The 22,875-nt window shown below is 45.9% G+C and carries 29 protein-coding genes; 17 read left to right on the top strand and 12 right to left on the bottom strand.

Annotated features, from left to right (window positions below):
* Positions 1-7 precede the first annotated feature (7 nt).
* From ACRRS0_RS22465 to ACRRS0_RS22455, 3 genes are all read right to left on the bottom strand, one after another.
* Complete coding sequence (locus tag ACRRS0_RS22465; protein WP_432455365.1) at positions 8-364, bottom strand: DUF6172 family protein; 357 nt, start codon at positions 362-364, stop codon at positions 8-10.
* Positions 365-554: 190 nt separating this feature from the next.
* Entirely contained in the window at positions 555-1,034 is a 480-nt protein-coding gene (locus ACRRS0_RS22460; protein WP_432455367.1) for a DUF4234 domain-containing protein, read from the bottom strand.
* Between the two features lie 304 nt (positions 1,035-1,338).
* A complete protein-coding gene (locus ACRRS0_RS22455; RefSeq protein ID WP_432455368.1) occupies positions 1,339-2,301 on the bottom strand; it encodes a MerR family transcriptional regulator in 963 nt (320 codons plus the stop codon).
* Positions 2,302-2,687: 386 nt separating this feature from the next.
* Between ACRRS0_RS22455 and ACRRS0_RS22450 the strand changes: the two genes are divergently transcribed.
* The 7 genes from ACRRS0_RS22450 to ACRRS0_RS22420 all read left to right on the top strand — a co-directional run bounded on the left by ACRRS0_RS22450 (position 2,688) and on the right by ACRRS0_RS22420 (position 8,297).
* The gene (locus tag ACRRS0_RS22450) at positions 2,688-2,960 is read left to right on the top strand and encodes a type II toxin-antitoxin system HigB family toxin (RefSeq protein ID WP_432455370.1); all 273 of its coding nucleotides are present in this window, start codon (positions 2,688-2,690) and stop codon (positions 2,958-2,960) included.
* Between the two features lie 49 nt (positions 2,961-3,009).
* Positions 3,010-3,432: a helix-turn-helix domain-containing protein gene (locus ACRRS0_RS22445; RefSeq protein ID WP_432455371.1), complete on the top strand. Its 423-nt coding sequence runs from the start codon at positions 3,010-3,012 to the stop codon at positions 3,430-3,432.
* Between the two features lie 437 nt (positions 3,433-3,869).
* Positions 3,870-4,160 (top strand): helix-turn-helix domain-containing protein, encoded by a 291-nt coding sequence (locus ACRRS0_RS22440; protein ID WP_432455373.1) that lies wholly within the window; start codon positions 3,870-3,872, stop codon positions 4,158-4,160.
* Positions 4,150-5,475: a type II toxin-antitoxin system HipA family toxin gene (locus ACRRS0_RS22435; protein WP_432455374.1), complete on the top strand. Its 1,326-nt coding sequence runs from the start codon at positions 4,150-4,152 to the stop codon at positions 5,473-5,475. The genes ACRRS0_RS22440 and ACRRS0_RS22435 overlap by 11 nt, the downstream gene beginning before the upstream one ends.
* A gap of 72 nt (positions 5,476-5,547) precedes the next feature.
* Positions 5,548-6,552 (top strand): YecA family protein, encoded by a 1,005-nt coding sequence (locus ACRRS0_RS22430; protein WP_432455375.1) that lies wholly within the window; start codon positions 5,548-5,550, stop codon positions 6,550-6,552.
* Positions 6,553-6,562: 10 nt separating this feature from the next.
* On the top strand, positions 6,563-7,681 hold the full coding sequence (locus ACRRS0_RS22425; RefSeq protein ID WP_432455377.1) for a hypothetical protein: 1,119 nt from the start codon (positions 6,563-6,565) through the stop codon (positions 7,679-7,681).
* A 310-nt stretch (positions 7,682-7,991) separates the two neighbouring features.
* Positions 7,992-8,297 (top strand): helix-turn-helix domain-containing protein, encoded by a 306-nt coding sequence (locus tag ACRRS0_RS22420; RefSeq protein WP_432455378.1) that lies wholly within the window; start codon positions 7,992-7,994, stop codon positions 8,295-8,297.
* Here the strand turns inward: ACRRS0_RS22420 and ACRRS0_RS22415 are convergent.
* Positions 8,256-9,116 (bottom strand): YicC/YloC family endoribonuclease, encoded by an 861-nt coding sequence (locus tag ACRRS0_RS22415; RefSeq protein WP_432455380.1) that lies wholly within the window; start codon positions 9,114-9,116, stop codon positions 8,256-8,258. The genes ACRRS0_RS22420 and ACRRS0_RS22415 overlap by 42 nt on opposite strands.
* Before the next feature lie 125 nt (positions 9,117-9,241).
* Here ACRRS0_RS22415 and rph point away from each other — a divergent pair, with 125 nt between their 5' ends.
* Both rph and pyrE read left to right on the top strand, forming a co-directional pair.
* Positions 9,242-9,958: a ribonuclease PH gene (gene rph, locus ACRRS0_RS22410; protein ID WP_432455382.1), complete on the top strand. Its 717-nt coding sequence runs from the start codon at positions 9,242-9,244 to the stop codon at positions 9,956-9,958.
* A 14-nt stretch (positions 9,959-9,972) separates the two neighbouring features.
* Positions 9,973-10,617: an orotate phosphoribosyltransferase gene (gene pyrE / locus ACRRS0_RS22405; protein ID WP_432456123.1), complete on the top strand. Its 645-nt coding sequence runs from the start codon at positions 9,973-9,975 to the stop codon at positions 10,615-10,617.
* A 63-nt stretch (positions 10,618-10,680) separates the two neighbouring features.
* Here the strand turns inward: pyrE and ACRRS0_RS22400 are convergent, their stop codons facing one another.
* Positions 10,681-11,349: a potassium channel family protein gene (locus ACRRS0_RS22400; RefSeq protein WP_432455383.1), complete on the bottom strand. Its 669-nt coding sequence runs from the start codon at positions 11,347-11,349 to the stop codon at positions 10,681-10,683.
* Positions 11,350-11,560: 211 nt separating this feature from the next.
* Here ACRRS0_RS22400 and ACRRS0_RS22395 point away from each other — a divergent pair, with 211 nt between their 5' ends.
* Positions 11,561-12,016 (top strand): hypothetical protein, encoded by a 456-nt coding sequence (locus ACRRS0_RS22395; protein ID WP_432455385.1) that lies wholly within the window; start codon positions 11,561-11,563, stop codon positions 12,014-12,016.
* A gap of 62 nt (positions 12,017-12,078) precedes the next feature.
* On the opposite strand, the gene mscS is transcribed toward ACRRS0_RS22395, so the two are convergent.
* From mscS to coaBC, 4 genes are all read right to left on the bottom strand, one after another.
* Positions 12,079-12,909 (bottom strand): small-conductance mechanosensitive channel MscS, encoded by an 831-nt coding sequence (mscS, locus tag ACRRS0_RS22390; protein WP_432455386.1) that lies wholly within the window; start codon positions 12,907-12,909, stop codon positions 12,079-12,081.
* 294 nt (positions 12,910-13,203) lie between these two features.
* A complete protein-coding gene (gene slmA, locus ACRRS0_RS22385) occupies positions 13,204-13,797 on the bottom strand; it encodes a nucleoid occlusion factor SlmA (protein WP_432455387.1) in 594 nt (197 codons plus the stop codon).
* A 50-nt stretch (positions 13,798-13,847) separates the two neighbouring features.
* The gene (dut, locus tag ACRRS0_RS22380; RefSeq protein WP_432455388.1) at positions 13,848-14,303 is read right to left on the bottom strand and encodes a dUTP diphosphatase; all 456 of its coding nucleotides are present in this window, start codon (positions 14,301-14,303) and stop codon (positions 13,848-13,850) included.
* Positions 14,304-14,308: 5 nt separating this feature from the next.
* On the bottom strand, positions 14,309-15,535 hold the full coding sequence (coaBC, locus tag ACRRS0_RS22375; protein ID WP_432456124.1) for a bifunctional phosphopantothenoylcysteine decarboxylase/phosphopantothenate--cysteine ligase CoaBC: 1,227 nt from the start codon (positions 15,533-15,535) through the stop codon (positions 14,309-14,311).
* Between the two features lie 119 nt (positions 15,536-15,654).
* On the opposite strand from coaBC, the gene radC reads away from it, so the two are divergent.
* The 5 genes from radC to mutM all read left to right on the top strand — a co-directional run bounded on the left by radC (position 15,655) and on the right by mutM (position 18,289).
* Positions 15,655-16,329: a RadC family protein gene (radC, locus tag ACRRS0_RS22370; protein WP_432455389.1), complete on the top strand. Its 675-nt coding sequence runs from the start codon at positions 15,655-15,657 to the stop codon at positions 16,327-16,329.
* A 133-nt stretch (positions 16,330-16,462) separates the two neighbouring features.
* Entirely contained in the window at positions 16,463-16,699 is a 237-nt protein-coding gene (rpmB, locus tag ACRRS0_RS22365; protein WP_432455390.1) for a 50S ribosomal protein L28, read from the top strand.
* Between the two features lie 23 nt (positions 16,700-16,722).
* The gene (gene rpmG, locus ACRRS0_RS22360; RefSeq protein WP_285762680.1) at positions 16,723-16,878 is read left to right on the top strand and encodes a 50S ribosomal protein L33; all 156 of its coding nucleotides are present in this window, start codon (positions 16,723-16,725) and stop codon (positions 16,876-16,878) included.
* 137 nt (positions 16,879-17,015) lie between these two features.
* Positions 17,016-17,477, top strand: a complete 462-nt coding sequence (locus ACRRS0_RS22355; RefSeq protein ID WP_432455391.1) for a hypothetical protein — start codon at positions 17,016-17,018, stop codon at positions 17,475-17,477.
* The gene (gene mutM / locus ACRRS0_RS22350; RefSeq protein ID WP_432455392.1) at positions 17,477-18,289 is read left to right on the top strand and encodes a bifunctional DNA-formamidopyrimidine glycosylase/DNA-(apurinic or apyrimidinic site) lyase; all 813 of its coding nucleotides are present in this window, start codon (positions 17,477-17,479) and stop codon (positions 18,287-18,289) included. Before ACRRS0_RS22355 ends, mutM begins: the two co-directional genes overlap by 1 nt.
* A 37-nt stretch (positions 18,290-18,326) precedes the next feature.
* Here mutM and coaD read toward each other — a convergent pair whose 3' ends face one another.
* Entirely contained in the window at positions 18,327-18,812 is a 486-nt protein-coding gene (gene coaD, locus ACRRS0_RS22345) for a pantetheine-phosphate adenylyltransferase (RefSeq protein WP_432455393.1), read from the bottom strand.
* 121 nt (positions 18,813-18,933) lie between these two features.
* On the opposite strand from coaD, the gene ACRRS0_RS22340 reads away from it, so the two are divergent.
* Positions 18,934-19,977, top strand: coding sequence for a glycosyltransferase family 9 protein (locus tag ACRRS0_RS22340; protein ID WP_432455394.1), 1,044 nt, complete (start codon positions 18,934-18,936; stop codon positions 19,975-19,977).
* Positions 19,974-21,047, top strand: a complete 1,074-nt coding sequence (locus tag ACRRS0_RS22335) for a glycosyltransferase family 9 protein (RefSeq protein ID WP_432455395.1) — start codon at positions 19,974-19,976, stop codon at positions 21,045-21,047. The genes ACRRS0_RS22340 and ACRRS0_RS22335 overlap by 4 nt, the downstream gene beginning before the upstream one ends.
* Positions 21,048-21,049: 2 nt before the next feature.
* Here ACRRS0_RS22335 and ACRRS0_RS22330 read toward each other — a convergent pair whose 3' ends face one another.
* Both ACRRS0_RS22330 and ACRRS0_RS22325 read right to left on the bottom strand, forming a co-directional pair.
* Entirely contained in the window at positions 21,050-21,829 is a 780-nt protein-coding gene (locus ACRRS0_RS22330) for a glycosyltransferase family 2 protein (protein ID WP_432455396.1), read from the bottom strand.
* The gene (locus ACRRS0_RS22325) at positions 21,826-22,872 is read right to left on the bottom strand and encodes a glycosyltransferase family 9 protein (RefSeq protein WP_432455397.1); all 1,047 of its coding nucleotides are present in this window, start codon (positions 22,870-22,872) and stop codon (positions 21,826-21,828) included. The genes ACRRS0_RS22330 and ACRRS0_RS22325 overlap by 4 nt, the downstream gene beginning before the upstream one ends.
* Between the last annotated feature and the right edge of the window lie 3 nt (positions 22,873-22,875).

Genomic DNA, 22,875 nt, shown 5'->3' with positions numbered 1-22,875 from the left:
AGCACCTTTATCTTTCGGCTTCATCTTCTTTTGTTTCTTGTGCGACTTCTTCTGCAGCCTCATCGGTTTCGCTGAACAAGGGTTTTGGTGGACGTTGTGCGCCTCTGGCGATAATTTCTAGATAGAACGAAGGCAGTTGCTGCTGCTCTGCTTTATCCATGCAGGCATTAATTTGCGAGACATGAATTACCTCTGCCTCGGCTTCATTGATGCCGTATTTGCAATCAAAATCCCAAAAGTCATCACCCGCTGGCAAGGTTTTACCCTTCTCTCGCTTAATGTACTTTTTAGCATCATGTTTTGCGGCTTCAATAATGCGTGCCAGATTACGTTTGGGGTGACTTAACAGATAGGTTTTTTTCATGACAATCCTAGGACGTGAGCTTCAGGCTCGGGGGCAGATACTGTAATGATTCTAGGCTATAGCGCAAGGTTTAATCGAGTTTAGTTTAAAAGTAGCGCTTAATTTGCAAGGGCCGCCTCACGGATTCACGATGGGGTAAGCATTGCGAACCAGTGAAGGGCTGGTATTGTTGCTCTGTCTTAGCTGGTGTTTATCGATCTTCGGGGGGCGCAGCTGTATCTTGGTCTGCGCGTACCCACAAACAGACGTGATTGAGTCGATAGTTGATATAGAACGAGTTAAACACAAAGCACCAGAAACCATAGAACCAAAACTGGTGATCTGTTTTTGCAAAGTCGAAGGTAAGGTTGATGCGGTTGCGCACTTTAAAGGCCCAAACAACGACTAAAATGAAACCTAGCCAGTTAAGCAGTGCATCGGCCAAAACAAAGATAGGCTGATCCTTAAACCAAATCTCTTTGACTAGGCTCAATGGGCCGAGCCAGCACAACACAAATAGAGTCTCGACCAGAGTGTTATGAATGGCGGGCAAGTTATTGTCTAGTTGGTTCACTTTGTGGCTTAAGGCTTTGATGTAGTAGCCCGAATAAACCCCTAAAGTAATCGCAGAATAGAAAAATAAGCGCCATGTACTGATCATTTGCAGTTCTAAAAAATCATCTTTGGTCACAAACAATTCCTATCTAAATAAAGCGGTTAAATGATGCAAGTCATCTTAGAGTGACAGCTTGTGAGCTTAAAGTTTAACTATTTGGAAGTAAATGGAAAGATTGCATGTTTGAAGAGCGCGCTGCGTATTCTGCTGTTAGCGCTAAGAAATAGCAGTTTGAAGGATTTTATCGAGTAGAGTTTGCCGATTTTCTAGTGTTCTTTGTAATAGCCATCTGCCAACGCAGAAAGGCGCGCTTATTTATATGGGTATTATGGTGTCTGTTCTTTCCAGCCGTGCAGGGTTTGCTATAAGAGGCGTCGCATTACGCTCCTTTCTGTAGCACAAACATGTGGTAAGCAAACTCGCTTAAGTAGCGCTCATAAATCGTAATCTCTCGCTCTAAATCAGCAATGGCTGCTGAGTCCGGCAGGCTTGATTTGAGTTGCGCAACACGCGCTTTAAGTGGTTGGTAATAATTGAGCCAGGCTTGTTCACTTAGGGTGAAATGGTCAATTACTTCAAAGCCTGCTTGGCGCATTTGCGCCAAGCGTTTTGGTACTCTTTGCATATCGGGGTATTCTTGTTGCCAGAATGCCAAGGCCTCAGGGCTTGGGTTGTCGGTTAACCAAACCAAGTCACTGAGTACCATACAGCCATTCTCTGTAAGTAACGGTCGCCACTGTGTTAACGCTTGTTCGACCCCCATAATGTAAGCCGAGCCCTCTGACCAAACACAATCAAAGCTCGAAGCTGAAAACGGCAGTTCGGTCATGCTGGCGCAGCTCAGGGTAACCCGCGAGCCTAATTGTTGCTCAGCAAGGCGCTCGCCAAGTTCATCGAGGGCGCTTTGTTCGTTATCTACCGCGACAATCTGTGCGTTGGTATGTTGCTCTAATAACCGGGTAGAAAAGCCTTTACCACAGCCAATATCAATGATGCTTTGCGGCTCGGTGGGGAGTGATAACAAAGCCTTAAGCGAGTCATCATCGGTACCGGGCCCCCAGTGCTCTAAATTTTGGAACACCGTCATAAAGTCGGCCATGTATTGCTCGTGTGCGTTCATATCTTTTGACAACCATTTCAAATGCAAAGCCTGTTTTTCATTAAAGCCTTGCTGCCTTAACCAATCCAGATGAGCATCTGGCGCTAGTTGATTGGTCTGTTGATGCCAAGCTCGCAGTGAGCCTTCACCCAGTAGGGCCGCTAATAAGCCTCGTGCTTGCTGCTTTTGAGCGATGTCTTCATCCAACTGGCGTAAGCGTTGCTCCAACCGCGAGCGTTCCACTTTGGCTTCTAAGCAGGCCTTATAAAATGGGTCAGAGTCATTTTAAAATCACTAGCGCCTTTTAGTGCCTCACTCATTCACCTATAAGTGACGATTTAAGGGTAGTCTGAATTCCTAGCAAGTGAATACTTAAGCCTCAAAACACTAAATCACCACCCTTTTTAGTTTGAATAATTCGCTTAATCTAGGTTTGGATCTGAATGTAGATTTAAATAATAAACCCTTTGTAAACCAAAAGCTTGCAACGCTAATTATCTTTGCTGCTCATTGTTAACCACCACTAGTTACTTTGCTTCAAATTTGAATAATTTCTTGATGTTCACATATGGTGAACTAAACTTGGCTTAGGTATAGTGTTCACATATAGTGAACAGGCTGGATAGTACATGCACGTTATAAGTAAGCAACCTTTTGAAAATGCGAAAAAACGCTATCCAAACGATTCCGATGCACTAGATGCAACGTACAAGGTGTTAAAAGAGAGTAAAGCAAAAAGCCCGGATGAGCTACGAAAAGTATTTCCCTCATTAGACAACTTTAAATATGTTGATAAGTGGTGGGTGATTGATATTGGTGGTAACAACCTTAGGCTTATTGCATTTATCGAATTTGTAGGAAGTCGATGCTTCATTAAGAACATTGTCAGCCATGCCGAGTAAGACTGCATTACAAAGCAATACCGTGAAAAGAAGCTGAAAAGGTAACCCTATGTTAGATATCGCAGTTTTAGACAAAGTCGCTAACCAACTGAGCCAAGTCATGCCTTGGGTGAGTGGTATCTCTTCACCAGAGCAATATCAAGAGCTGATTGCCACGATGGAAGTACTTATCGAAGATTATGATGCTCATCAGCCAGTGATCGACTTGATGTTTCCGGTGATTGAAAGGTATGAAGCAGAAGCGGAACAGTTTAGTGAATTTAATCAAGCTATCGAAAAACTAGAGCCCGGCATCGCCATGCTAAGAGTTATCATCGATCAGCATCAATTGACCTTAAGTGACTTGAAAGAAGAGATTGGTGCAAAATCGACGGTATCAATGATCTTGAATGGGAAGCGCTCTCTAACACTCAACCACATTAAGGCACTATCGGCGCGTTTTGGTGTGCCAGCTTCATTGTTTATCGGTTAGTGGCCGTTTGAAGAGTATAAAAGGGGTCAGAGTCATTTTAAAATCACTAGCGATTTTTAGTGCCTCACTCATTCGCCTATAGGTGACGATTTAAGGGTAGTTTGAATTCCTGGCAAGTGAATACTTAAGCCTCAAAACACTAAATCACCACCCTTTTTAGTTTGAATAATTCGCTTAATCTAGGTTTGGATCTTCTCATTGATTAATAATTTAAAATCAAACAACCATCAATTTAACCACTTGTAATTCGCCTCTTAGATACAAGCCTATTAGGCGATTAATCGCTTTAACTCAACCTCTTGCCTAACGCAAAGTATCAGCTTTTACTATCCTTCTCCAGTCATGTGATTATCATCCATATTTTTATGGATATTACTGTATCCATAAATAAGAAGGTATAGCTATAATAGACATCATTGTATCCATTTAGGCTGCGCATGAACTTTTCACTTTTAGATGACACCGATGTAAGCCAAGCTTTTGCTACTCATCTGCGGGGCTTACGCAAACAAGCGAAGCTATCGCGAGAGGCACTGGCACTGCGCAGTTGTGTACCTGCTTCGACCATAAAAAAGTTTGAACTCACCGGACAAATCTCATTTCGTCAGCTGCTGCTTTTGTGGCAGTCGTTGGATTCACTAGACAGGTTTTATCAACTGACACAAACCACGACTGACCGTACCGCTTTACCGACCAGTATAGAAGAGGTGCTTAAAGATGAGCTTTAAATCCATTCAAAAGTTGAATGTGGAGCGCACTCTCACAACGGGCGAAACTGTATTGGTGGGTATATTAGCGCAAAATCGCCAAGGTGTTTTCTTTCAGTACAATGAAAATTATCTAAGCAGGTTTGGCAATTTATCTCCTTTTGCGCTTCAAGGTGATGCGCGATTACAGCAAGCACCGAAAGAGCCTCACCAAGGCATTCACGGCGTGTTTGGTGATAGTCTTCCCGATGGTTGGGGGTTGCTGTTGCAAGATCGTGTGTTTCGCCAACAAGGTATAATACCTGCACAAGTAACAGCAATGGATAGACTGGCGTTTGTTGGCCAGCAAGGAATGGGGGCATTGTCTTTTACCCCTGTATCTGAGTTCTCATTCGATCAGCGAACAGATATTGATTTAGCAACACTGGGCTTAGAAGCGCAAACCTTATTTGACCAGTCCGCTCTTGACTACAAAGAGACTGACGATTTAGACGGTAGCACTCAGCAAGTGTTAGCCGCATTAGTCGCTGGTGGTAGTTCGGGTGGGGCAAGACCAAAAGCGCAAATTTATATGCCTGCTGGAGACGCGACGCAATGCCGCACCTATGCACAGCCTCGTGATGAAGCATGGTTAGTTAAGTTTACTTCGAAGAACTTAGCCTTGGGCCATGAAGAAGGTTTATGTGAAGCGGCCTATTTACAAATGGCTGAGCTGGCAAAATGTCAGCCACCGACTTGGCAGTTAATTGAAGCGCCAGCAAGTAGCGGCGCTAAAGCATGGCTTGCGTTAAAGCGTTTCGATTATTTACCCGCGCAGGAGAAGGCTGGGCGTTTACATATGCACAGTGCTTGCGGCTTATTGGATGCCGACTTTCGAAGCCCGAGCTTAGACTACAGCGATCTAATTAAAGCCAGTCGTCAACTGTGTAAGTCACCTGCTGCCGGGCAACTTCAATTTCGACGCGCAATGTTTAACTTATTGGCCGCGAACCAAGACGATCACAGTAAAAATTGGGGCTTTTTACAAGCCGATGATGGCAGTTGGCAGCTCGCACCATTTTACGATGTAACCTTTAGCCCTCACCCTTTTAATGAACATGCCACCGCCTTTGCTGGGTACGGAAAAGCGCCACCACTCAAAGTGATGCAAAAGCTAGCGGCCAGTGCTGGCTTTGCTAATTGGAAGGAAGCGCAGCAATGTATTCAAGAGGTAGTGGATGCCATTAGTCTGTTTAGGCAGCTTGCTGAGCCACACGGGGTGAGTAAGGCCACTGTGTTAGCGATAGAAAAAACACTCGCAGAGCGTAAGCAAGAAAATTCGGCACTTTTAGCTTGAGATGATGTTGGTTTGAGGTGACGTTTTTTAACGTGACGTAGCATTAAGATAAATAAGACGAGTAGATAAAACATGAAACCAGGTCGAAATGAACCTTGCCCTTGTGGCAGCGGTAAAAAATACAAACGTTGTTGCATGAACAGTCTCTCTAAGCAGCACGCATCTATGCTGGATGATATTGAGCAAGTAGTCGCAATGAACCCTAACTTATCTTTAGAAGAACTCAATATCGTTGCAGAACAAAAAATGAAGGCGGCTAATGAACGGCCTCATCCTGACTTTTGTGGCCTTTCGCCAACACAAATGAGTAATTGGTTATATGCGCCTTTCAGTGAGTTGGAAGGGGTACTAATACACACGCCAGACGACCTTAAGGCCTGTCCTGTGATGCGTTACTTAACATTGATATTAGATGAAGCGATGCAAAACGATGGCTCGTTTAAAGCCACCACCAAAGGCAACTTGCCAACAAAAGTCGTTAAACAAGCCAGTGAATTGTTGCCAGAGTTTGCCGTTGCTCAATTCGAACGTGACATCAGTATCAGCGAGTTTGCGGGCAGTAACGAAGATAAGTTTAATGCATTGCATTACACCCGAGTGCTAGCAGAGATTGCAGGTATCATCTATCGTCGAAGTGGGCGCTATCATGTTAAAAAAGCAGCTCAAAAGCAGTACCTAACGCATGGTATACAGGCGTTCTTTATCCCCATGCTCGAAGCGGCAAGCTCTCAGTACAATTGGGGCTACCTAGATGGCTGGGAGCACGATATTGACCTAAGAACCTTCTGGTTGTTTATGCTGTGGCGAATACAAAGCCACAACAGTTTGGAGCAGCTTGTTAAAGAGGTGATGACAGCTTTTCCTGATTTGCAACAGGCTTTCTCTACGGATGATTACTTCTCGCCAGAAAGAAACTTAAACATGCTCATCGAAAATCGGTTTATTGAGCGATTTTTACAGTTTTGGGGATTTATTATCATCGATCCGAGATGTTATTTAAACGGTGAACTTGTCGCCAGAGTGGTTCAGGTTCAGCCTTTGTTAAAGCAAACCTTTCAATTCACCATTAATTCATAAAAAGGTTATCGTGAGCGAATATCAATACTATCGATTTGAGTGTCTGGATGGGCACTTAGACAGTAAAGCGCTCCAAGCGCTCAACGTTATTTCAAGCCGTGCCAACATCACGGCAAGGTCTTTTCAAGTACATTATAACTACAGTGATTTAAAAGCAGAGCCGAATGAGCTGATGCTAAAGTACTTTGATATCGGTTTTTATTACGCCGACTGGGGCTCTATCTATGTTTACATTAAACTGCCCGCAGGGACGATACGGGATGCGATGTTTGAGTTTTCAAGCGACGAACTTTATCTTCATCAAACTGACGAGTGGCAACTACTTGTTTTCTCCATTGAGGAGTATTACGAGTATTTTGATGATGAAAGTGCAGAAGATTTTTTCCAACATTTAGCAGGCTTACGCAGTGCGTTAATTCAAGGTGATTGGCGTCTTTTGTATTTTATGTGGCTTAAAGAGTTTGACTCGAATAGCGAACTTGAAGCAATACCTTTAATTCAGTTCGATTTTCAGAATATCAATGAGGGATTATTGGCTTTTGCTGCACTTTACAGTATCCCTTTCACTCTGGTTAAAGCGCTTTCTATGATGCTTAAGGCTAAGCCAAGTCACCAAGCCAAACAAAGCCAGTTTCAGTTGGACACATGGCTAAATAATCTCACAGAGGCAGACAAAAACGCGTTAATAAGCGCAATATTTGAACAAGGCCAGTTAACCCGTCACCAAGCCTTAGCCATGACGCGAAAAGAATCTGCCAATAACGATGAAAGCTATCAGTATTGGTTAACGCCCGACGTAATTGCCCCTTATATTGAACAAGCAAAAAACCAATTACAGCAAGAACAAGCCGAAGCATTCGCTAAAAAATTAGCTATCGAAAAAGCGGAAAAAGAAAAAGCGCAGACAGAGATTTATCGCCAGCGTGAGCACTACTGGCAGCAAGTACAAGAGCAAGCGAATCGAACCTGCGCCAGTGGTTACGATGAGGCTTCACGCTATCTGCATCAACTGTTCGAAGCCTACCAGTTTAAAGCGGATGAAGCGGCGTTTGAGCAACGCTTTAAGCGCTTTGTTGTGGCGAATAATAGCCGTAAAGCGCTGTTAAACCGGTTAAGTGATTTACTTTAAACGATCAGGTTATAGAACGGTCATAGAGTGTTAGAAAAACTCGCTCAGCATGGATTACCTGAAAGGTTGTATGCCCACCTTTAGGTCTATAGATTGTTACCTATAAAGTAAGGTTGAGTAGACCTCGGGATCCTAGTTAAGGTTTTTCTACCATCTCACACTTTTACGCGCATAAAAGTGTAGTTTGGTGGCTTTTGGTATTCAGGGCCTCGTATCATCGCCTTAGCCATCGCGCAAACTAAACCTAAAAGTAGGATATTAATCCAATTATGGTCATTAAAATGGGAATACAGTCCCATTGGTTGGTGCAATGACTAAGCGTGATTTACACAATGTGCTGTTTCCAAAGCAGCGTAAAACCCTGACTCATTTTGGTGAAGACTTGTTGTTGGCGATGAAACGACGTGGTTTTACAAAAAAGCTGCTGTGTGAGCGCACTGGCTTTGATCAGAAAACCGTGAACAAACTCTTCGCAGGTGATCCGGGCGTTGCCATAGGCACTTACTTAAAGGTAATGGCGGTACTTGGTATGGAGAGCAACTTTGCGGAAATGGCCGCTCACGACGAAAAACACTTATTCTATGTTTTGGATCTGCTCGCGCATCTGCTCAATTAATACCTTTAGCTCTACCGCAGCTTGGGTGATCTCGGCGTTAATTGATTTAGAGGCGAGGGTGTTGGCTTCGCGGTTAAACTCTTGCATCATAAAATCGAGGCGTCGGCCACAGGCGCCGCCTTTTTTAATGATTTTGCGGGTTTCGCTTACGTGCGAGTCGAGGCGGTCTAGCTCTTCGGCGACGTCTATCTTCTGCGCGACCATGATCATTTCTTGCTCGATGCGCTGCGGCTCTAGCTCGTCTTTTACTTCGGCGAGGCGATTGTTTAGGCGGTCACGCTGCCATTGCATTACGGCGGGCATTTGCTCGCGTACAAAGGCCACTTGCTGGGTAATTTTATCGAGGCGGCTGGTGATCATGGTGGCGGTGTTGGCACCTTCGCTGGCGCGGCTTTCAATAAAGGCTTCTAGGGCCACTAACCAGCCCGCTAAAAGTTCTTTGCTAATGGCGTCGGCGTCTTGCTCTGGGGTTTCCATCACGCCCGGCCAGCGCAGTATGTCGACGGGGTTAATTTGTCCGCCAGCTTGTTGCTGTACCCATTCGGCATTTTTGATGAGCTGTTCGGCGAGGGCTTGGTTAAGCTGCAGTTCGCCACGGCTAGCCTGGTCGGCGTCGAAGCGCAGGTTACATTCAACTTTGCCACGTTGTAGGGCTTTTCTGATCTTATCTCGCAATACCGGCTCTAGGGCGCGAAACTGCTCTGGCATGCGCCAGTAGGTTTCTAAATAACGTTGGTTTACGCTGCGAATTTCCCATGTGGCACTGCCCCAATCGGCTTTAAGTTGGTGGCGTGCGTAGCCTGTCATGCTGTGGATCATAGTTGAATATCCTCAAAAAATTTGCCCGATTATAGCGGCTATTCGCTGGTTCGTCAGTCTGGGCGTGACCAAGTGCGACAAAAGCCTATATAATAGCCGCGAATTTTCTATTAAAGGTTACTAGCATGCGTCCTAACGGAAGAGCTGTCGAACAAATGCGTCCAATCACCATTACTCGAAACTATACGGCTCATGCCGAGGGATCGGTATTGGTTGAGTTTGGCGATACCAAAGTATTATGTACTGCCTCGGTAGACGATGGTGTACCACGCTTTTTAAAAGGTAAGGGCCAGGGTTGGATTACGGCGGAATACGGCATGTTACCTCGTTCTACTCATAGCCGTATGGGTCGTGAAGCGGCGCGTGGCAAGCAGAGTGGCCGTACTCAAGAAATCCAACGTTTAATTGGTCGCTCGTTGCGTGCTGCGGTTGATTTGAGCGCGCTGGGTGAATATACCATTGTGGTGGATTGTGATGTGATTCAAGCCGACGGTGGCACCCGCACGGCGGCGATTACCGGTGCTTGCGTGGCACTACAAGATGCCATCTGGTGGATGATTGAGCAGAAAAAATTGAAAGTTAGCCCATTGAAGCAGCTGATTGCTGCGGTTTCGGTGGGAGTGGTTGGTGGTGAGGTTGTCTGTGACCTTGAGTACACCGAAGACAGCGTTGCTGAGACCGACATGAACGTGGTGATGTGTGAAGACGACAACATGATTGAAGTGCAAGGCACGGCCGAGGGCGCGCCATTTAGCCATCAAGAGCTACTAGACATGCTGGCCTTTGCCAAACAAGGTATTGCCCAAATTAATGCGGCCCAACGTGAAGCCCTTGCGGGTTAATTTGAGAGAGAATGATGAAAGCTTATCAACGCGAGTTTATTGAATTTGCTTTAGCCAAAGGCGTACTAAAGTTTGGCGAATTTACCTTAAAGTCGGGCCGAACCAGCCCTTACTTTTTTAACGCGGGTTTGTTTAATACTGGCCGTGATTTAAACCGTTTAGGTAAGTTTTACGCCGCAGCGCTGCAAGACTCAAACATTGAGTACGACTTAGTGTTTGGCCCAGCGTACAAGGGGATCCCCATTGCCACCACTACCGTGGTGGCCTTAGACGAGCATTACCAAAAGGATGTGCCTTACTGCTTTAACCGTAAAGAAGCTAAAACCCACGGTGAAGGTGGTAGCTTGGTGGGCTCTGAGCTGGCTGGCAAGGTGATGCTGGTGGATGATGTGATTACCGCGGGCACCGCGATTCGCGAGTCGATGGACATTATTAATGCCCATGATGCGGAGTTAGCTGGTGTACTAATTGCGCTGGATCGCCAAGAGAAAGGTAAAGGTGAGTTGTCGGCGATTCAAGAAGTTGAGCGTGACTACAATGCCACGGTGATTTCTATTGTTAAGCTGGCAGATTTAATCACTTATTTAGAAGAGCAAGGCGATAATCAAACTGCGTTGGCGGCGGTGAGTGCTTACCGTGAGCAATACGGGATCGCTTAAGCAAGCGGGCTGTTGCGCGTTCAGTTGAATAAAAGGTGACCATTGGGTCGCCTTTTTTGTTGCTTAGCGTTCGCGCTTAGACATGCGAGCGCCCACTAGGCTTGCCACTAATATTGCCATATAAAATACCCCGAAAATGGCTTCGCTGAAGGTAAAGAAGCGAGTAATTGGCACCTTGGGGGTGATCTCGCCGTAGCCCAAAGTGGTGAGCGTGACAAAGCTGAAGTAGATGAAAGCGTTTATCTGGCTGCTCCAATGCTCTGCGGAAACGCCGCTAAAGGCTTCGGGGAGGTAGCTGTTTAAGATGGTATAGAGGTGGGCCCAGCCTAAACCGACCAGCAGGAAAATACAGATAGCTCCTACCAGCTTATTGGTGTCGATTTCGCCCGTGAATAAGACCTGCTTAAGTGCGGTCCAAGTGCTGATCACTAGATAACAAAATACAAAGCCGAGATAGATACCCGCTAAGCTTTCGGCTTCAAACCACAAATTAAAAATGGCGATTAATGTGGTAGCGAGTAAAAATCCTAAGCCGATGGCAAACCAAAGTTTTTTGCCCTTGGCTTGCCATACGCCTGCGGCGAGCACTAACACCATGGCGGCCTGTAGAAACTTAAAGCCGTCTCCTTGCCAAAATTGGTCAACACAGGCGGCTAAAAAAATGTAGCCAATCAAGGCCAGAGTTAAAAAAATAAAATTATTTTTCTCGCTCCAAATCAGCAGTTTTTTCATTGTGATAACCTAATATAAAGCTTCTTGAGTTGGTGTTTATTTTAGCAAAGGCAAGCCGTTACTCTGGATCATTCATTTGCGCAGCATCGCAAGATAGACTGAAGGTGAATGATATCAGTTGATATACATCAAGCCATAATCGCTTAGCTAAAGCAGATTTTTTAGGCACACTCTACTATAAAGAGAGAGACGATTAGTGGGAGTGCTCATCATGCGATTTAATCAGTTAAGACTATTGCTCGAACATTTTGTGAATTGTCGAGAAGAGATGCGGGTGGTGTATCGACGCTTAGAGATGAATGCGGATGCGGAACGTGTGAGAATGCTGTTAAATTATTTACAACATCAAGAAAAAGAAAATACCGCTCATGTAAAAGATTTTATTAGTCAGGCTAAACCTGAGTTATTAGATACCTGGACCGATATTCGAGCCGAGCACGACTTGGTGGATAAAATGGCCAAAGTGAGCTTGCCAGCGAACATGAGCAGTGATGATGTGATGAGTCTGGCCTTGGATTTAAGTGAGCAGTCTTTAGACTTGCTCAGGCAGGCGAAGGATGGTTTTAGCATGCTGGCAGAGCAGCAATTTTTAGCCAACTTGATCGAGCATCAAGAGAAGCGTCAGCAGCAAATGGTGCATGCCACTCATCGCTTAGATGATATTTAAATTGCTATTCAACAAAAGCACAGCCCTAGTGGCTGTGCTTTTGTTGTTTTAAGACGCCAAATCTAGCTGGCGACTTTTTCTAAGTGCACATCCATTTGTGGGAATGGAATTTCGATACCAGCTTCATCTAAAGCGAGTTTGATGTTTTCCGTTAAATCGAAGTAGGCTCCCCAGTAATCGGCGCTATTCACCCATGGGCGAACCACAAAGTTCACTGAGCTGTCTGCCAGCTCTAATACCGCAACGGTAATATCAGGATCTTTCAATACCCGGCTATCGGCTTCACATACGGCGCGTAATACGGCTTTAGTTTTAGCTAAGTCTGCGGCATAACTCACGCCAATTACCAAGTCGACACGACGGGTTGGGTGAGTCGAGTAGTTAACAATATTGCCGCCTAAAACTGCCGAGTTAGGCACCACAATTTGTTTGTTGTCTGGGGTTTTTAATACCGTGGTAAAAATTTGCACCGAGGCTACCGAGCCAGCAGTACCTGCAATTTCTACGAAGTCACCGGCTTTGAATGGGCGGAAACCAATAATCAGTACCCCTGCTGCGAAGTTAGACAATGAACCTTGCAGCGCTAAACCTACGGCTAAGCCTGCGGCACCGATAATCGCGACAAACGAGGCGGTTTGGATACCAATGCGTGACAGTGCAGCAATAATCACAAAGGCGATAATGGTGTATTTCACCATGGAGCCGACAAAGTGGCTGATGGTGTTATCTAATTTGCGTGCGTTCATTAGTTTTTCGACACTTGCCGCGAGAATTCGCGCGACCAACATACCCACAATCAGAATAATGATTGCCGCAGCAATATTGATGGCGTATTGAACTAGCATTTCTTGGTTGTTTTCGAACCAATTGGTTCCTTGATGAAGTACATCCATGTGTTGAGACCCGTGATGAATTAAAGTTGTTACAAATTTAGCAGTTTTTTCATGACAAACAAGATTATGTTTCGTTTAGTTTTTACGAAGTGCTGCAGGTTTTTGCCCGGATTGAAATCCGCTGCTAAGCACTTTGCTTCGCAGAGCGTTGCTGCAGTCTGCAAAGCCACTTGTCTAGTTTGATGGTGGGGAGTTAATTTATGGTGAGCGGGCGGTGTATGAAAGCCGAGCGAGAGTTTGGGCAGACCCTCACTTCTCGCGAAAATTTGTCGGCTTCATCTGGGAATTAAAGATCTAAGCGCGCATCAGTTGTTGCTTTAAAAAGCCCCAGTGGATGTCAAATTGTTCGGTGGGGGCGAGTTTAAATTCACTGCGTACATATTGGCTAATGCGCCCTTCGCTATAGGCGAGGAGTAAGGTGGCAAGGCTGTTCTCTTCAATTAAGAAGCCCTGTCCTTCTCGCAGTCGCCGCTCTCGTAGCACTTGCTTCAGCTGAACTTCTATTTTGTCAAACAGCACACTCACTCGGGCACGTAAACGCTCGTGTTCGCCCTGTAAGGCATCACCAGTAAGAATGCGGCTTAAACCGGGGTTACGTTCAGCAAACCCCAGCAGTAGCATCAGGATGTGCTGACAGCGATTTAGGGTATCTTTTTGCTCTTCTTGAATCAGATTGATCCGAGATAATAAGGTTTCTTCAATAAATTCTATCAAACCTTCAAACATGCGTGCTTTGCTTGGAAAGTGTCGATAGAGTGCGGCTTCTGAAACACCGACTTCTTTGGCTAAATTCGCGGTGGTAATCCGTTGGCCATGGCTGGTCTCTAACATTCTTGCCAAGGCTTGGAGGATCTGTTCGCGGCGATTGCTTTTTGGTTTTCCCGCCATTGTTATAATTATCCTTTTATTATTTATTAGCGTACTGCATCTGAACCAATTTAATGTTTACCTGAATGGCCAAACCCACCTTCTCCGCGTTGGCTTGCATCGAAGTCTTCCACAATCTCGAAGCTGGCTTGCACCACGGGTACAAAGACCAGCTGGGCGATCCGCTCACCGGGTTCGATGGTGAAAGTGCTTTGTCCCCGATTCCAGCAAGACACCATCAACTGTCCTTGGTAATCGGAGTCGATTAGACCTACCAGATTGCCTAAGACGATGCCGTGTTTATGGCCTAAGCCGGAACGTGGCAAGATGGTGGCCGCTAAGCCGGGATCGGCAATATGAATTGCCAAACCAGTAGGAATTAGTTCTGTTTGACCAGGGGCTAGTTCCAGAGCTTGATCCAGACAGGCACGCAGATCCATGCCTGCCGAGCCGGGAGTTGCGTATTCAGGCAGCGGAAAAGTACTGCCAATTCGAGGGTCTAGTATTTTAAGTGCTATTTGTTTCATGCTTATTATTTTATTTGTTGTAAAGAGTAGTGCTCGGCGATCAACGCGAGTAGTTGTTCGGCCAATAAGGTCTTGTCAGCGAGGTCTAATTGCTGTTGTCCATTTGGCCAAAATACCGTTAAGGCATTTTGTTCACTATTAAAGCCCTGTTCGGGATTAGATACGTCGTTGGCCGCAATCATATCTAAGTTTTTGCGCTTTAATTTGTCTTTGGCGTAACTGGCGACATCTTGGGTTTCGGCGGCGAAGCCTACCGTAAACGGTTTCTCTTTTTGGCCGGCGATGGTGGCCACAATGTCTGGGTTTTTAACTAGCTGTAGCTGCAGTTGTTGTTGGTCGTCAGTTTTTTTGATCTTTTGTTCGGCAACGGTAGCCACTCGATAATCGGCGACTGCTGCGCAAGCGATGAAAATGTCGCTACTCGCGGTCTCAGCTAAAGCCGCTTCGAGCATTTGCTGAGCGCTTTCTACGGCGACTTTGCGTACCCCTACTGGAGTGGCTAAGTTGACTGGCCCAGCGATCAAGCTGACTTCGGCACCTAGTTGTTGAGCGGCTCGCGCTAAAGCAAAGCCCATTTTTCCTGAGCTATGATTACTGATATAACGCACCGGATCAATGGCCTCACGGGTTGGCCCGGCGGTAATCACAACTCTTCGCCCAGCTAAACTTTGCGGCTGGTCTAAGGCCGCGAAATGTTGCTGAATATGTGTTAGCAGTTGAGCTGGTTCAAGCATTCTGCCTGGCCCTACATCGCCACAGGCTTGTTCGCCTTGAGCAGGCCCCCAGATAGGGACGCCGCGTTGCCGAAGGACCGCTAGGTTTGCTTGAGTGGCCGCTGCGAGATACATTTGTTGATTCATGGCTGGCGCGAGGGCGACTGGTGCGCTGGTGGCTTGTAATAAGGTACTCACCAAATCATCGGCGATGCCATGGCAAAACTTTGCAATCACATTGGCTGTGCCGGGGGCCACCAATACTAAATCCGGCCACTTGGCGTAGGCAATGTGGCCCATAGAGCCTTCTTGACTTGGGTCAACCACTTTAAGGCCGACCGCTTCGCCAGAGACAGCTTGCAAAGTTAAGGGAGTGATAAAGTGGGTGGCGTGTTCGGTCATCACTACTTTGACTTGCGCGCCTTGGTCTTTTAAGCGCCGCACCAACTCTGGTATTTTATAGGCTGCAATCCCACCAGAGATTGCGAGCAGAATTTTCTTTCCCGTTAACATGCTGATACCGAAATAATAATCACCGTCTAGTATCGGCAAGCCTACCATAAAACTTAAGTTCTCCGCATAGACAAGACTGCAGATTCGGCTACCTTTATTATATTGACTTTTTTGTAATTAAAATAATGGCTATATCTGATTGGCCTGCCGAGCAGCGGCCTAGAGAAAAATTATTGGCGCAAGGCGCAGCGAGTTTAAGTGACGCAGAGTTATTAGCCATTTTTTTACGGATTGGTTGCGCTGGAATGGATGCGGTGAGTTTAGCGCAGCATTTACTCCAACAATTTGGTTCGTTACGGGCGATTTTGTCGGCGGATCAGGCAACTTTTTGTGCCGAGCGAGGCATGGGAAGCGCAAAATATGCACAATTACGTGCAACAATTGAAATGAGTCGTCGTTATTTGTTGGCCGAGATCAGTGAAAAAAGTGTGCTGGATAGCGCTGAATCGGCCAAAAACTACCTTTCTATGGAATTATCTCACCAACAACGTGAAGTATTTGCAATATTGCTATTGGATAATCAGCATCGAGTGTTACAATTCGCGCCGTTATTTTTCGGAACGATTGATGCTGCCAGTGTTTATCCACGGGTAGTGGTACAGCGTGTATTAGAAAAAAATGCCGCTGCGGTAATATTTGCCCATAACCATCCTTCGGGTGTGGCCGAACCAAGTTTGGCCGATAGGCAAATTACTACTAAATTAATCAAGGCCTTAGCACTGATTGATGTGCGAGTTTTAGACCATGTTGTTGTCGGCTGTGGAGAGACAATGTCTTTCGCCGAGCGAGGTTGGATCTGATCTTTGTTCAATTTTTAGTTGATCTAGGGTTCTATTTCCTGTATAAAATGCGGCCTTTCTGTCGTCCCGGGCGACGGCCTAACGGGGCATGAACAGATGCTCGAGCAGAAGTATTTATTTGGAGAAGACTGACATGTCTAGAGTATGCCAAGTTACTGGTAAGAAGCCAGCTGTTGGTAACAACGTATCGCACGCAAAAAACCGCACTCGTCGTCGTTTTTTGCCTAACCTTCAATCTCACCGTTTTTGGGTAGAGAGTGAAAAACGTTTTGTTAAATTACGTGTATCGACTAAAGGTATGCGCATCATCGACAAAAAAGGTATCGACGCTATTTTAGCCGAGATGCGTGGTCGTGGTGAGAAGGTATAAGGAACTAAAAAATGGCTAAAGGTATTCGCGAGAAAATTCGTTTGAACTCATCAGCTGGCACTGGTCACTTCTATACCACTGATAAGAACAAACGTAACATGCCTGAAAAAATGGAAATCAAAAAATTTGATCCCGTTGTTCGCAAGCACGTTATGTACAAAGAAGGCAAAATCAAATAGATTTTGGCTTTGATGTAAAGAAGCTCAGCTTAGGCTGGGCTTTTTTTTTGGCTTTTTTTCGCCCCGCTGAATGAGTCAGAGGGTTTACTCGTGAATTACTTCCCGCTTATGATGAATGGATAAAAGGGAGATATCCGATGAAAATGAGCCGCCGAGGCTGGAATAACATTATTATCTTTGCCGTTGCGGCGATGATTTTGGTTTTTAAGTATGTCGAGATTAACGATAAGTCGGTGAGTGTTGAGGCAAGTGCAGCTCAGCAGCTGTTGCCTGTTGGCGCCACGATTTTGCGGATAGAGCTGCCAGATTTGCTAATTGAACGCTTAGGCACCGAATGGCGCAGCAAGCCCGTAATTGACCACCCTATTGCGGTGGTTGATGCATGGCTGCATGTGCAACTCGAACCTTGGCCAAACGCCGTAGGCGGTGCGGCTCGGAGTCACATTATTCAAGTTTATTTGGCTAATTTAGCGAGTCCTTTACAACTCACCTTGTTTGAATTGGGCGATCAACGGATGATCACCAATTGGCAGGGGCAGTTATTTCAACTTGATCAAGCCAGCTACAGTGCCTTGTTCCCTCATTTAAGTGAAAGCTGATGCCTGAGTTACCCGAGGTAGAGACCAGCCGCCGCGGCATTAGTCCACACTTGCTGCAGCAAACGATTAGCGCGATTGTGGTTCGCCAGCCGCAGTTACGTTGGCCAGTACCCGAATTGATCCAGTGTAATGTGGGTTTGTCCGTGTTAAGCATTCGCCGCCGAGCCAAGTATCTGCTGATTGAAACCGAAGCGGGCTACATTATCATTCATCTGGGGATGTCGGGCAGCCTAAGGGTACTGGAACAAGCGGTTGCAGCGGGAAAACATGATCACCTCGATATGCAATTTGCCAATGGAAAGGTGCTGCGTTTTAATGATCCTCGACGGTTTGGCTGCGTATTGTTTACTCCGCTTCCTTTAGAGGAGCATCAGTTGTTCGTAAACTTAGGCCCGGAACCTTTAGAAGAGGATTTCTCGAGTGCTTATTTAATTGCTAAGGCGGCAACACGTAGTGTGGCGATTAAGCAGTTTATTATGGATAACAAGGTGGTGGTGGGCGTGGGGAATATCTATGCCAATGAAGCCCTATTTCGAACCGGGATCCATCCAAAACGCGCCGCCAACAAGGTTAGTAAAGTTCGCTTAAAACAACTGACCGAAAATATTAAACAAGTATTAGCCGAGGCCATTGAGCAAGGCGGCACCAGCTTAAAAGATTTTACTAATGTGGATGGTAAGCCAGGCTATTTTAAACAAACTTTGGCGGTATATGGCCGTGAAGGTGAGCGCTGTGATTGCTGTGGTGAGCTGATTAAGGCACTACGAATAGGGCAGCGTAATACTTTTTTCTGCCCACATTGCCAGCGCTAATTGAAGTTAAGCAGCAAGCGATGCTGCCCTTCGGTGGTTAATTAGTTGCGAGCTTTTGGGCCACGGCTTCGGCGACATGCGGCGCAACAAAGCGGTTGATATCGCCGCCATGTTTAGCGACTTCTTTAATCAAGCTGGAAGAGATGAAGGAGACGCCTTCGCCAGGCGTTAAAAAAACACTTTCCAGGTTGGGATCTAGCTGTCGATTCATGTCGGCTAGTTGTAATTCGTATTCAAAGTCAGAACCGGTGCGCAGGCCTCGTAACAGGACGCTGGCATTTTGTTGTTTCGCTAAGTTAACTAATAGGCCTGTAAAACCAATCACTTCAATGTTGCTGCTTGTGCCGATGCTTTGCTCAAGTAATTGAACCCGCTCGGTTAAGCTGAACAGCGGTTGTTTACTTGGGCTGGCAGCAACCGCGACGATAACTTTGTCGAACATGCGAGCGGCTCGTTGAATGAGATCGCTATGGCCGTGAGTCACGGGATCGAAGGTGCCGGGGTAAATAACTCGAGTAGTCATGAATATCTGCCAATGATAAATGTTAGCGGGATTATAACCTGCTCACAGGGCTGGGGGAAAATTCTTGAGCCTGTCATAAAGATTCGTCACAATGCGCAAGCTTGAAGATAAAGGTTAAATAATGCAAAAGTTGTTGGTGGTACGAAATGACAAAATTGGTGATTTTATGCTGGCTTGGCCCAGTTTTGCCATGTTGAAATTGTCGATGCCTAATTGTGAAATTACGGCCTTGGTGCCGAACTATACCGCGCCTTTGGCGGAATTATGCCCTTGGATCGACAAGGTGATCATTGATTGCGGTAGCACCGCAAATTCGGCGGCTCAAGCGAGTTTGCTTAAGCAGGTGAAACAGCAAAAATTCGACGGTTATTTGTGTTTATTTTCTAATCTTCGCAATGCTTGGCTTGGTTTTCGTGCCAAGATCTCAAACCGTTGTGCTCCGGCGACTAAGCTGGCGCAATTCCTTTATACTCAGCGCGTGGTACAGCGCCGTTCTCGCTCGCTAAAACCCGAGTATCAGTATAACCTGGATTTGACCAAGGCATTTCTAGAGCAGCATGGCTATTCTGCGCAACAGCCTTCGGGGCCATATCTGCAGTTCGCGACTGAAGTATTAACACAGCGCAAACAGCAGCTATTTGCTGATAAAGACTCACTGGTGATGGTACATATTGGCAGCGGTGGGTCGGCTAATAACCTTAGTTTAGAGCAGTATGTGAGTTTGATTGATTGTTTGGCGAAACTCAATGCAGAATTGTATTTTGTGATCACCGCAGGCCCTGGCGAATTGGTAGCAGCGCAAGAGTTGGTGAGTGAGCTGGAACATTTAGACGTGGCATATTGTTTGTACTTCTCTGAAGATGGATTAGCGGCTTTTTGTGAAGTATTAGCCTGTGCAGACTTGTTTATTGCTGGCTCTACAGGCCCTTTACATATTGCCGGTGCCATTGATGTGCCCACCGCAGGTTTTTTTCCAAATCGAACCAGCGCCACTCCGTTACGCTGGCGTCCGCCTAATAGTGAAGGACGCCACCTATGTTTTTCTCCGCCAGAAGGAGAGTTAACCCAAGAAGATATGAGTTTGATTAATGTGAGTGATTCAGCCCTAAAAATTAATCGTTGGTGGCGTAAGCTGCAGTTATCGCAAGGTGTTAGGCTATCATGAGCCTAATCAAGCGGATTCGCACTGCTTTACGTCAATTTGATAGTAAACGGCGTGAGCGCTCCATTGGCCTTGAAGTCGCCTTTTTAAAGTTACTCGGGGGGCGTAAGGGTCGATTAACTGAACGCCTCCAGAAGTCACAAATTAAACGGGTATTGATTATTCGAAATAACAAGCGCATTGGGAATATGTTCTTCTTATTGCCTTTTGTTAATTATGTTCAAGCCTTGTACCCAGACGCAGAAGTTGAGTTATTACTCAGTGACCCTTGGCAGGGGAAAGTCTTTGAAAACCTGGGATTAAAAAATATTCATTTCTCGCAATTTGGTCTAAAAACCATTCCCGCCTTTATTCGCTCCATACATCAACTACGAAAACATTCTTATGATTTAATTTTGTTGCCTTACGGCGGCTCCAGCGACCGGATTGTTGCGGCCTTAACGGAAGGGAAGAATGTGCATGCTTTTGACGGTCCGGCCGATGCTGCGGTATGCAGTCATACGGTTAAGTACCAACATAAATACTCGCACTATGCTTTGGGATGTTTGGAGCTATTAGAGTATTTAGGTTTACCCCCGGTAGCACACGCCAGTGCGTGCCTAAAGCTCAGTCATAGCGAGCAACAGTATGCGGCAGAGCAACTTAAGCAAATGCTCGGTGAACATCATCATAAGCCTTGCCTTGCCTATTTTAGAGGGGCGCGTGGTAGCAAAATAGTTGACGATGAAAAATGGCAGGTATTGTTGGCTAAGTTTAAACAATACTACGCGGGTGAATTAAATGTGATTGAAATTTTGAGCCCTGATATTGCGGAGCCTTTGAGCCACACTCATTTTACTTATCTGAATCGTGACTTACGGCAACTGGCTGCATTTTTACAGCAAGTTTCCTTATTCATTTGTGGCGATACTGGCCCTTTACATCTGGCCAGCGCTGCTGGTGCGCGTTGTGTTGGTTTGTTTACCATGACCAATGTGATGCAATATGGCTGCTTGGGTGAGCATGTTGTGAATATTTGCGATTTAGATGCGCTGCAGCCCCAACCCGTGCTGAGGCAGCTAGGCTTGAGTTAAGCTTATTTACGATAGTGGTGATCATGTTGCCTTGCCCACAGGTCGGCATATTTTACGAAAGTAGAGTGGGCCGACAGGAGTGCAATTAATAAACCTTGTTTCCCGTCTAAAAAGCCACGTTTGAGTAGGTACATTTTGGTGAAGCAACCGAGCGCGTGTAATAAGCCTTGGCCGAGAGATGCTTTTTTACCTTTGGCTTCTCGCTGGTCGGCCCATGCCTTAGCGTAACCCGCCGATTTTACCAAGTAGTGTTCAAGATTTCGGTAGGAATAATGCAGGATATCACCGTCTAATTCGGCGATCTGGCAGTTCGCAGGAACAATCACCGATTCATGCACTAGATTATCGTTGTATTGGGTTAAATGACGTGGATAAAGTCGAATATGTCGGTAATACCAGCCCGAATGTTTAAGAAACCGACCAAATACCCAAGTGAGTTCATTTAAGTTGAATACAGTATGGCTGGGAGGAGCGTTTAGCATATTTTCAATGCTGCTACGTAAGGTCGAATCGATACGTTCATCGGCATCTACTGCTAAGATCCAATCGCCGGTGGCGTAGCTTTGAGCGAGCTGTTTTTGTTTGCCAAAGCCAGGCCATTCATGATTGCTATACACGTCTTGAGTATATTGCTTTGCCAGTTCAATCGTGCCATCGTTGCTGCCTGAATCAAGCACCACTATTTGGTCAACCCAAGTTAAACTTTCCAGACAATCCTTTAAGCTTTCTTGTTCATTTTTAGTAATGATAATTGCCGATATGGTAGCTCTTGCTTGACTCATGATAGCTGCTCTTTTTCTAATATTTCAAACATATGAATAACTGATTCTAGTGTGATCTGTTGCATTGCATTGGGATCTTTTACGCGGCTGCGCCAGTTAAGCTGCGCAACGGACTTGCCTTGCTCTTGTTCAATACACTGTTGCCAAACACTCACCACGTAGTTGCGATAGTGATAAGGCCCGGTGCGTTGCGGGTTGTGATGTGCATACAGGCCGAGCACCGGGGTATTCACCGCCACTGCCATATGAGCGGGACCCGTATCGGGAGAAACTAGCAGTGTTGCTTCGGCCACCAAGGCCCACAATTCGAGCAAGGATGTTTGCCCACAAAGATTATTGAGTTGCCCTTGGCTGGCGAGGTTCACTTGTTCGGCTAAAGTCATCTCCTGGGGGGCGGGACTGCCGATTAAACTGACTTTGTAGCCTTTGGCTTGGGCAAATTGGGCGAATGCCGCATAACCTTCAATAGTCCAGTTTTTATAGGGTTTACTGGCCGCGGGGCAAATTAATAGATGTCGCCCTTCCCCCAGTAAGTGCTTGGCTTTATTGTGTAATGTAGCACTTAATGGGACGTGCCAACGGGGCGGCTGAGCTTGGATATCTAGTTGATTTAAGAATTGTAAAAATCCGTCTAACACGTGGGGCGAGGGGGCTTTGGCTATTTTTTCATTAGTGAATATCCATTGACCATCTTTGGCGCGACTGCGATCGAAACCGATCCGACGTTTTGCGTTAATGCAACAACTCACAAGGCTGGCTCGTAGGGCAGCCTGCATATGTAAAAGAACATCAAATTGTGTATCGCGTAGTTGTTTTCTGAGTTGGATTAGTCCTTTAATACCCTGTTTTTTATCATAAATAACAATATTTATGTTATCGAAAAGTGCTAACATTTGCGCTTCGGCTTTACCGCAAACCCAGGTGATTTGTGCTTGTGGCCAAGCTTGCTGCAGTTGCTGTACGACTGCTAATGCATTGCAAACATCACCGATTGCCGAAAGGCGTAAGATACAAACTTTTTGTGCGGGTTGAATTGAGTTCATCTT

Origin of the sequence: Agarivorans sp. QJM3NY_29 (genome assembly GCF_050870835.2) — a bacterium.
In the GTDB taxonomy this organism is placed as follows: Bacteria; Pseudomonadota; Gammaproteobacteria; order Enterobacterales; family Celerinatantimonadaceae; genus Agarivorans.
Note: the sequence above shows the minus strand (reverse complement) of the source record. Positions and strands in the feature narration are given on the sequence as shown.